This window comes from Inquilinus sp., assembly GCF_057815775.1.
In genome coordinates this window covers 1-9,660 of sequence record NZ_JBYRFX010000931.1, presented here as the reverse complement: position 1 = coordinate 9,660, position 9,660 = coordinate 1, and the positions used below count along the sequence as shown (strand labels likewise).

Sequence of the window (9,660 nt, the reverse complement as noted above, 5' to 3'; positions counted from 1 at the left end):
CAACGGGTGGTCCGGCGGCACGGGCTCGGTCTCGAACACGTCCGTCGCGGCGCCGTGGATGATTCCGGTTTGGAGGGCCCAAAGCAGGTCCGCCTCCACCACCACGCCGCCGCGCGCGACATTGACCAGGATGGCGGTCTTTTTCATCGAGGACAGAGCCGCCCGGTCGATCATGCCCCTTGTGGCGTCGGTGAGCGGGCAATGCAAGCTGACGACGTCCGAGTCCGCCAGCAACGCTGGCAGATCGGCGTAGGTCACGCCCGTTGCCGCCTCGTCGGCCGCGGTCAGGGGGCGGGGCGTGTTGTAGAGCACGCGGCAGCCGAAGCCTTGCAGCAGCTTGGCGACGGTCTGGCCGATGGCGCCGAAGCCGATGATGCCGACGGTCTTGCCCGACAGCATGTAGGTCTGCATCGGCATGGCGGTCGCTGTGCGCCAATGGCCCTTCTTCAGCTCGGCATGGCCGAAGGCGATGCAGCGCAGCGCCGCCAGGGTCAGGCCCAGCGTGAATTCGGCGACCGGTACCGCGTTGCTGCCGGTGGTGCGCGCCACCTTGATGCCGAGCTGGCGCGCCGTGTCGACATCGAGGTTGTCGACACCGACGCCCCATTTGTGCAGCAGCTTCAGCTTGGGCGCCGCGCGCAGCACATCGCCATTGACGCCGACCTGGCCGGCGATGGCGTATTCGGCCCCGGCGATGATCTCCTTGAGATGCTCATCGCCACGCGCGGTGCCATGAGTGAGGACAAGGCCGGGCGGCAGCAGCGACCGCAGCCTGGCGGCGCTGTCCTCGCTGATCGGATCCAGGACGACGACGGTTTCGGTCACGGCAGGCTCACTCCAGTAGAAAAACGGGTCAGATCGCAAAGCGCACGCCGGCACGGGCCAGGCCGCCGGAGATGGCGACCGGCGTGCCGTCGGCGCGCCAGCAGGCGGCGCCGGTCATGGTGCCGTCGTGGTCGAAGGCGATTGCGTTCATGCCGCCGGCGATGCGCGGCATGCGGGCAATGCGATGGCCGCGGGCGGCCAGGTCCTCGGCCACCGCCTCGGGGAAGGCCGCCTCCAGCTCCAGCTCGCCGCCCTCGGTCCACACCCGCGGGGCCTCGACCGCCTCCTGCAGGCTCATGCCATGGTCGATCAGATTGACGATGGCCTGCAGCGCCGACGGGAAGATGCGCAGGCCTCCGGGCAGGCCGAGTGCGAAGGCCAGGCCGCATTCACGCAGCACCATCATCGGCGCCATCGAGGTGAAAACCCGCTTGCCCGGCGCGATCGACAGGGCGCGGCCGGGATGCGGGTCGAAATTGTACATGTAGTTGTTGGTCAGCATGCCGGTGCCGGGGATCTGGGTGCATGCGCCGAACAGGCCGTTGATGGTCTGGGTGGTGGCCACCACATTGCCGGCGGCATCCGCCACGGTGACATGGGTGGTGTTGGCCGATTCCCCACCGACCAGCCCGGCAGTCCAGGCCCTGGTCTGCTTCATGTCGATGCCGGCCCGCCGCTCGTCGGCATAGGATTTGGCGATCAGCCGCGCCACCGGCACGTCGACGAAGGCCGGGTCGGCGGTGGCGACGGCACGGTCGGCGAAGGCGATCTTCAGCGCCTCGGCCAGCAGGTGCACGGCGTCGGCCGAACCGAACCCCAGTGCGCCGATGTCGTAGCCCTCCAGGATGTTCAGCATCTGCACGATGTGCATGCCGGAGGAGGAGGGCGGCGGCGGCCCCAGGATCTCGAAGCCGCGATAGGTGCCGCGCACCGGTTCCCGTTCGATCACCCGGAAGGCGTCGAGATCGGCCTGGTCGATCAGCCCGCCATGCGATGTCATGAAGCCGGTCAGCGCGGCGCCGAGCGGCCCGTCGTAGAGCGCCGCCGGCCCCCGTTCGGCGATCAGCCGCAGGCTGCCGGCATAGTCGCCCTGCACCAGCCGGGCGCCCGGCCGCAGCGGCTGGCCGCCCGGCAGGAACAGGGCGGACAGGCCGGGGTCGCGGGCCAAATCCGCGGCGCAGTCGGTGACGCAATCCGACAGATAGGGGCTGACGATGAAGCCGCGCTCGGCCAGTCGGATGGCGGGGGCCAGCACATCGGCCAGCGCCAGGGTGCCGAAGCGCGCCAGCGCTTCGCACCAGCCGGCCAGTGCGCCCGGCACGGCCACCGCCTTGGGTCCGACCTGGTTCTCGCGGTCGCGCACGTCGCGGGCCTTGCCGACCTCGTCGGACAGCGGCTCGTACATGGTGGCGCTGCCGCGCCCAGGCGCGGTCGACAGCCCGTCGAGGATGAGGTGCCGGCCGTCGGCGAGGCGGAGATGGGCCACGCCGCCGCCGAGCACGCCGACCATCATCGGCTCGACCACGGTCAGGGTGAACAGCGCCGCGACGGCGGCATCGATGGCGTTGCCGCCGGCCAGCAGCATCTCCGACCCGGCGGCGGAGGCCAGCGGGTGGTTGGTGACGACCATCCCCCGCGACCCGATGGCCGGCCGTTTCTCGCAGGAGAAGTCGGTGATGCGGGCGGCTCTCGGTGGGGTGTTCGTCACGATGCGGTCCTCAGCGATTCAATCCTGGGCACAATTGTCAGCCATTTTGCCCCAACGCCTCCAGCACCATCCTGGTGGCGCCGGACAGGTCGCCCAGCTTCTCGCCGGCCTTGACCCGGTCCTGGGTGCGCTCGCCGCGCTCCTGCCGGATCAGCGCGGCGTCGGCGATCGCCTCGGCCTCGCCGGCCGGCAGCACCAGCACGCCGGATTCATCCGCCAGGATGATGTCGCCGGCCCGGACCGGCACGTTGCCGCAGGAGATCGGCAGGTTGAGCGTGCCGCCGAGATTGTACAGCCGGGTGGTGATCGGCGACATGCCGCGGCACCACATCGGGAAATCCGAATCCTCGATCTCGGCCAGGTCCGTGCACGGCCCGTCGACGATGCCACCGACCGCGCCGGCCGCCTTCGCCGCGATGGTGACGCCGCCGCCCCAGCAGGCATGCTTGTCGTCGCCCAGCCGGTCGACCACCAGGATGTCGCCGGGCCGCAGCAGGCCCAGCGTGTGGTGCAGCAGGGTCGAATCCTGGCCCGGGATGGCCAGGGTCACGGCCGCGCCGGCGATGCGCTTGCCGCGCAGCAGCGGCTGGATGCGGCGATCCATGAAGCCCCAATGCTGAGAATGGCCGATGGTCGCGGTCTCGACCCGGCACAGCTTCTCCACCAGCGCGGGCGGGATCTGCGGCGGCATCGCGGCAATGCGGTAGTCGGGCATGGCAATTCTCCTGGGCTAGTGGCCGACGGCGCGGGCGACGCCGACCAGACGTTCGACAAGGACGACGATGATCAGGGTCGCCGCGATCAGCACGACCGACAGCGCGGCGACCAGCGGGTCGGTGCGGCCTTCGACGTAGCGCACCATCTCGACCGGCAGGGTCGAGGCACGCGGACCGGACAGGAACAGCGAGACCACGGTCTCGTCGAAGGACAGCAGGAAGGACAGGGCGGCGCAGGCGACCAGGCCGGGGGTGACCAGCGGCAGCGTCACCCGGCGGACGACGCGCGAAGGCGTCGCGCCCAGCGTGGCGGCTGCGGCCTCGATGTCGTCGGGCAGGGTCGAGAAGGCGGTGGTCATCATTCGGATGACGAAGGGCAGGGTCACGGTCATGTGGCCGAGCGCGAGGCCGGGCAGGGTCGCGGTCAGGTGCAGCGGCGTGAAGAACAGCAGCAGCGCCAGGCCGGTGATCAGCGTCGGCAGCAGCAGCGGCGCCAGGAAGAAACCCTTCAGCGCCTCCTGTCCGGGAAAGCGGCCCTTGTTCAAGGCCAGCGCCGCCGGCACGCCGAACAGCAGGGACAGCACGGTGACCACGCAGGCGATCTGAGCGCTCAGCCACAGCGCGCCCAGCAGCGGCCCGTTCGAGGCGAGCTGCTGGAACCAGCGCAGCGAAAACCCCGAGGGCGGGAACACGATGAAGTCGTCGGCGGAAAAGGCGAGCGCCACGACGACGACGATCGGCGCCAGGATCATCGCATAGACGATGCCAGCGAGGATCGAGAGGGTCCTGCCGGCGCCGTTCATCGCCCCAGCCTCCGGGCCACAAGATGGGTGATGGCGAACAGCCCGAGCAGCAGGACCAGGGTGTAGAGGGCGAGCACGGCGGAGACCGGCCAGTTGGTGTTGGTGGTCGCCTGCTCGAAGATCTCGGTCGCCAGCACGAAGACGCGGCCGCCGCCCAGCAGCTTGGGCGTGATGTAAGACGACATCGACAGCACGAAGCCCAGGCCGGCGGCGAGGGCCACGGCCGGAAGGCTCAGCGGCAGGGTGACGCGCAGGAAGCTGCGCCACGGCGATGCGCCCAGGCTGCGCGCCGCTTCCTCCAGCGTGCGGTCCAGCCGGCCGAAGCCGGCCAGCAGCGCCAGGATCATGTAGGGCATGATGCTCTCGGCCAGGCCGATGGTGACGCCGGTCCAGTTGAACACCAGCCGCAGCGGCGTGGTGATCAGCCCCAGCGACTGGGCGATGGTGTTGACCAGGCCGCGGTCGCCGAGGATGGCGAGCCAGCCGAAGACGCGCACCACACCGGAGACCAGCATCGGCATGATCGCGATCACCGCCAGCAGGCCGCGGAAGCGCGATTGCGTGCGGAACAGGAACAGCGCGACGGGGTAGGACAGCGCCAGCGCGATGGCGGTCGCCATCAGCGACAGCCACAGCGAATTCAGGGTCAGGCGCAGGGTGAAGGAATCGGCGAAGAGGTCCCTCGCGGTCTGCAAAGACCACGCCTCGACCATCGCGCCGGTCGGCTCGACCTCGTTGAAGGCGGTGCGCAGCAGGCCGAGCGTCGGCCAGAGATAGATGGCCAGCAGCAGCAACGCCGCCGGCAGCACCAGCAGGGGGAGGCGTTTGCTCCCGGTCATGGCGCCACGCGTGCAAACAGCAGCGTGTCCTCGGCCGGCCAGACCGCGGCGACCTCCAGCCCCTCGGCCGGCGGTCGCTGGCCGGACGGCATCTCGACGCTGAGCTGGTGGCCGCCCCCGCCCTCGACCACCACCTCGATGCGGTCGCCGACGAAGACGCTGTGCGAGACATGGCCCTGGACCCGGGCGTGGCTCTCCGCCACCGGTTCGGACAGCGGGACCAGGCGGATGCGCTGCGGCCGGACGAAGACGTCGAATTCGCCCGACGCCGGGGCCTGCACCGGCAGCGGCGACCCCCACAGGCCGACACGACCATCGGTGCCGCGGCTGGCGGCCAGGATGTTGGCGCGCCCGACGAAATCGGCGACGAAGCGGGTCGCCGGCCGCTCATAGATGTCCTCGGGCGACCCGACCTGCTCGATCCGGCCGCGGTTCATCACCGCGATCCGGTCGCACATGGTCAGCGCTTCGACCTGGTCATGGGTGACGAACAGCGTGGTGATGCCGAGCGACCGCTGGATGTCGCGGATCTCGTGGCGCATCGCGTCGCGCAGCTTGGCGTCGAGGTTGGACAGGGATTCGTCGAGCAGCAGGACGGAGGGGCGGATCACCAGCGCCCGGGCCAGCGCCACCCGCTGCTGCTGGCCGCCCGACAATTCGCGCGGCCGGCGTCCGCCGAGCGCGCCGAGCCGGACCATGGCCAGCGCCTCCTCGACCCGTGCGGCGATCTCCGCCCGCGGCACCCGCCGCTCCTCCAGCCCGAAGCCGACATTGCGTGCGACGCTGAGATGCGGGAACAGCGCGTAGGACTGGAAGACATAGCCCATGTTGCGCCGGTGCGCCGGCTGGCGGGTGATGTCGGCGCCATCGAGCGTGATCGTCCCGTCATTCGGGTCGATCAGCCCCGCCAGCATGCGCAGCGTCGTGGTCTTGCCGCAGCCGGACGGACCCAGCAGCGCGATCGCCTCGCCGCGCTCGACCGTCAGCGAGACCCGGTCGACAGCGACGAATTCGTGGTAGCGCTTGGCCAGCCCTGTCAGCTCGAGATAGCTCATCGGATCACCGGCCGGCCGAGATCACCTCGCGCCGCCATCGGTTGTTCCACTGGTCGCGGCGCTTGATGATCTCCATCCAGTCGACATCGATCATGCGGCTGCGGTTTTCCGGCGCGGCGGCGGTGCGGGCCAGCGCCTTGGGGTCGATCTGCGCCTTGGCGTTGGCCGGAGCATAGAACACGCGCTCGGTGAAGGCCTTCTGCGCTGGCTGCGACAGGGCGTGGTTGATGAAGGCGACGGCCGCGGCGCGGTTCTTCGACCCGGAGGTGAGGTTGATGGTGTTGATCTGGAACACCGATCCCTCGGGCGGCAGGAAGGCGCCGATCTTGCCCTGGCTCTCGTCGACCCGGCGCTGCGTGCGGGCGTTCCAGCCGGTGGCGACGCGGACGAGGTCGTTCAGGATCAGGGAATAGCCGTCGGGCTTGGGGTCCCAGGTGTTCACCGACGGCGCCAGCTCCGCCAGCTTGGCGATCGCCTCGTCGATCGACTGCCGGTAGTCGCCGCCCAGCATCTTCTCGACCATCACGGTCAGGGCCAGGCCCTGGATGTTGGGCGGGGCGCTGATGGCGAGCAGCCCCTGCAGGTCCGGGCGCCAGAGATCGGCCAGGCTGGCCAAAGGTGGCTGCAGCGCAGGGGTGTTAGTGACCAGCACCAGGTGGTCGAAGGTCACGGCCGGGCCGAACTCGCCGCCGGCGGCGCGAGCCTCGGGGTACAATTCCTCCAGCGACGGCACCTCGGCCGGGGTCAGCTTGTCGAACAGCCCCTCGGTGTTGCCGATGCTGGCGGCGGTGACGTCCATGATCGTGACGTCGACCTGCGGATCGGCCTTCTGGGCCCGAATGTTGCCCAGCATCTCGGCCGAGGTGCCGCTGGGGGCGTAGTTGACCTGCACCCCCGGAAAGGCCTGCTGGAAGGGTTCGACGACGGTCTTGATGTAGTTGTCCTGGAAGGTGCCGTCATTATAGGACATCAGCGTGATCGCGCCGCCCGGCGACTGCGCCCTGGCGATCGCCGGCATGGCGAGGGCGGCGACACCGGCCTGGAGCCCGGCCTTGAGAACGAGACGGCGCGTCAGCATCTGGAACACCCCCACTGTTTGGCCGCGTCCGGGGCGGCATTGATTGCGGGCCGGCATGGCCCTGCCGGCCCGGTTGTTTCAGGCGTCGATCTTCTCGGCGAAATGGGCGACGAAGCGGGCGCAGATCTCGGTCAGCTTCTCCGTCAGCGCCGCGCCGGTTTCGGCCGAGGACAGCTTGGGATCGCCCTTGCCGACGCCGAGCGTGTAGACCTCGTCATACTGGTTCGGCACGCCGACCTCGGCGCCTTCGAAGCTGGCGGTGCCCAGCCCGGTGAAGGGCAGGTCCAGCACCGGGTCGCGCTTCGCCGGCCGGTCCCCGGGCATCAGATCCGGGCGCATCAGCTCGGGGAACAGGTGCAGGCCGATGCTGGTCAGCGGGTCGGCGCCGTGGCCCGAGACCTTGGCCGCCGCCTCGGCCCCGACGATGCCCGGCAGCAGGCCATAGCCGATGCGCCAGAGATACAGGCTGGGCAGCACCGTGCCGTCGCGCAGATACAGGGTGCGCGCCACCTCGGCGATCGGCCCGACATTGCCGCCATGGCCGTTGATGACGACGATGCGGGTCAGACCGTGCTGGTGCAGGCAGGCGACCATCTCGCTGATCACGCTGGTCAGCGTCGCCTGGCTCAGGGCGATGCCGCCGATCATCGGGCCGAACCAGTCGGCGCCGCCAAAGGGCAGCACCGGGGCGACCAGGGTGCGGATGCCGCGCTGGCTGGCCCGGATGGCGGCGCGCTCGGCGATCTTCTCAGCCAGCAGGTAGTCGCCCATCGGCGCGTGCGGGCCCTGGTCCTCATGGCTGCCCATCGGCAGCAGGATCACCGGGTTCTTCGCCAGGATCTCGCGCGCCTCGCCCCCCGTGATCGTGCCCATATGCACGTTCGGTTCCGTTTTTGCGGCCATTCTCGTCACTCCTCGTCGGCAAATCGATGATCGGGCCGGGTCGCCATCAGGCGATCTCCTCGGCGCGAAGGCAGGCGACACGGCGCCCCTCTCCGAAGGGGCGCAGCTCCGGCACCGCTTCGGCGCAGGCGGGCCGCGCATGGGCGCAGCGCGTGCGGAAGACGCAGCCGGAGGGCGGGTTGGAAGGGCTCGGCGGATCGCCGGCCAGCAGGATGCGGCCGGTGCGCCGGTCCGGGCGCAGCTGCGGCGTCGCCGAGATCAGGGCGCGGGTGGAGGGGTGGGCCGGGGCGGCGAACACAGCCTCGGCCGGGCCTTCCTCCACGACGCGGCCGAGATACATCACCACCACCCGGTCGCAGAGATGGCGCACCACCGGCAGGTCGTGGCTGATGAACAGCAGGGCGAGGCCGAGGTCGCGGCGCAGATCGCCCAGCAGCTGCACGATCTGGGCCTGGATCGAAACGTCGAGCGCCGACACCGGCTCGTCCGCCACCAGGAAGTCCGGCCCGCTGGCCAGGGCGCGGGCCAGGCCGATGCGCTGGCGCTGGCCACCGGAGAATTCATGCGGGTAGCGCTGGGCGTGGCTGGGGTCGAGGCCGACGCGGTCGAGCATCGCGGCCACCCGGTCGGCCCGGTCCCCGGCATCCCCGACGCGATGGATGGCCAGGCCGTCGGCGATCTGGGCGCCGACGCGGCGGCGCGGGTCCAGGCTGCCATAGGGATCCTGGAACACGATCTGCATGCGCCGGCGCAGCGCCCGCCAGTCGCGGCCGGCGGGGCGGCCGAGCGGCTGGCCGTCGAAGCGGACCGTGCCGGCGCTGGCCGGCATCAGGCCGAGCATCAGCCGGCCCAGCGTGCTCTTGCCCGATCCGGATTCACCGACGACGCCCAGCGCTTCGCCGCGGGCGACGCCGGCATCGACCGACCGCACCGCCTGCACCGGCCGGCCGCGCCGGAACAGCCCGCCGGTGTGGAAGATTTTGGACAGGGCCGTGGCTTCGACCAGGGGCGGGGTGGGGGCACTGGTCATGCCGCGGCCTCCGTGCTTTCGGCCAGATCCTGCCAGCGGATGCAGCGGGTGCGGTGCCCCGCCCGGGCCTCGTCGAGCGCCACGGGCGCCGCTTCGCAGGCCGCGACGGCATGGCCGCAGCGCGGGGCGAAGCGGCAGCCCTGCGGGAAGGCATGTGGCTGGGGCACGATGCCGGGGATGCCCAAGGGCTGGCCGTCGCCATCCGGCGTCGCCGCCAGCAGGGAGCGGGTGTAGGGGTGCCGCGGGGCGGCGAACACCGTGGCGGCATCGCCCTGTTCGACCACCTGGCCGGCATACATCACCGTGACCCGGTCGGCGATCTCGGCCACCACGCCCAGGCTGTGGGTGATGAAGATCATCGCCGTGCCGGTCTCGCGCTGCAGCTCGGCCAGCAGGTCCAGGATCTGGGCCTGCACGGTGACATCAAGCGCCGTGGTCGGCTCGTCGGCGATCAGCAGGCTCGGCCGGTTGGCCAGCGCCATGGCGATCATGACGCGCTGGCGCATGCCGCCGGACAGTTCATGCGGCCAGGCATCCAGCCGCCGCTCCGGATCGGCGATGCCGACGCGCCGGAACAGGGCCAGCGCCTCGGCCCGTGCCGCCTTGGCGGTCATGGTGCGATGGGCCCGGATCGCCTCGGCCACCTGGTCGCCGACCCGGGGCACCGGGGTCAGGCTGCTCATCGGGTCCTGGAACACCATGG

10 protein-coding genes are annotated in these 9,660 nt (G+C 70.7%); all 10 read right to left on the bottom strand.

Annotation, left to right across the window (positions count from 1 at the left end):
• The coding region (locus tag AC3XYG_RS33280) for a 2-hydroxyacid dehydrogenase (protein ID WP_489144178.1) at positions 1–825 on the bottom strand (825 nt) is incomplete at its 3' end.
• 28 nt (positions 826–853) lie between these two features.
• Positions 854–2,533: a gamma-glutamyltransferase gene (gene ggt, locus AC3XYG_RS33275; RefSeq protein ID WP_489144177.1), complete on the bottom strand. Its 1,680-nt coding sequence runs from the start codon at positions 2,531–2,533 to the stop codon at positions 854–856.
• A gap of 37 nt (positions 2,534–2,570) precedes the next feature.
• Positions 2,571–3,248 carry an RraA family protein gene (locus AC3XYG_RS33270; protein WP_489144176.1) on the bottom strand — a complete coding sequence of 226 codons (678 nt, stop codon included), beginning with the start codon at positions 3,246–3,248 and terminating at the stop codon, positions 2,571–2,573.
• A gap of 15 nt (positions 3,249–3,263) precedes the next feature.
• On the bottom strand, positions 3,264–4,052 hold the full coding sequence (locus tag AC3XYG_RS33265) for an ABC transporter permease (protein WP_489144175.1): 789 nt from the start codon (positions 4,050–4,052) through the stop codon (positions 3,264–3,266).
• Complete coding sequence (locus tag AC3XYG_RS33260) at positions 4,049–4,891, bottom strand: ABC transporter permease (RefSeq protein ID WP_489144174.1); 843 nt, start codon at positions 4,889–4,891, stop codon at positions 4,049–4,051. The genes AC3XYG_RS33265 and AC3XYG_RS33260 overlap by 4 nt, the downstream gene beginning before the upstream one ends.
• Positions 4,888–5,946 (bottom strand): ABC transporter ATP-binding protein, encoded by a 1,059-nt coding sequence (locus AC3XYG_RS33255; protein WP_489144173.1) that lies wholly within the window; start codon positions 5,944–5,946, stop codon positions 4,888–4,890. Before AC3XYG_RS33255 ends, AC3XYG_RS33260 begins: the two co-directional genes overlap by 4 nt.
• Positions 5,947–5,950: 4 nt before the next feature.
• The gene (locus tag AC3XYG_RS33250) at positions 5,951–7,024 is read right to left on the bottom strand and encodes an extracellular solute-binding protein (RefSeq protein WP_489144172.1); all 1,074 of its coding nucleotides are present in this window, start codon (positions 7,022–7,024) and stop codon (positions 5,951–5,953) included.
• A 78-nt stretch (positions 7,025–7,102) separates the two neighbouring features.
• Positions 7,103–7,927, bottom strand: a complete 825-nt coding sequence (locus AC3XYG_RS33245; RefSeq protein ID WP_489144171.1) for a creatininase family protein — start codon at positions 7,925–7,927, stop codon at positions 7,103–7,105.
• Between the two features lie 46 nt (positions 7,928–7,973).
• Positions 7,974–8,957 (bottom strand): ABC transporter ATP-binding protein, encoded by a 984-nt coding sequence (locus tag AC3XYG_RS33240; RefSeq protein WP_489144170.1) that lies wholly within the window; start codon positions 8,955–8,957, stop codon positions 7,974–7,976.
• Positions 8,954–9,660 (bottom strand): ABC transporter ATP-binding protein (locus AC3XYG_RS33235; protein ID WP_489144169.1); only part of this gene is annotated, 707 nt, incomplete at its 5' end. The genes AC3XYG_RS33240 and AC3XYG_RS33235, both read right to left, overlap by 4 nt.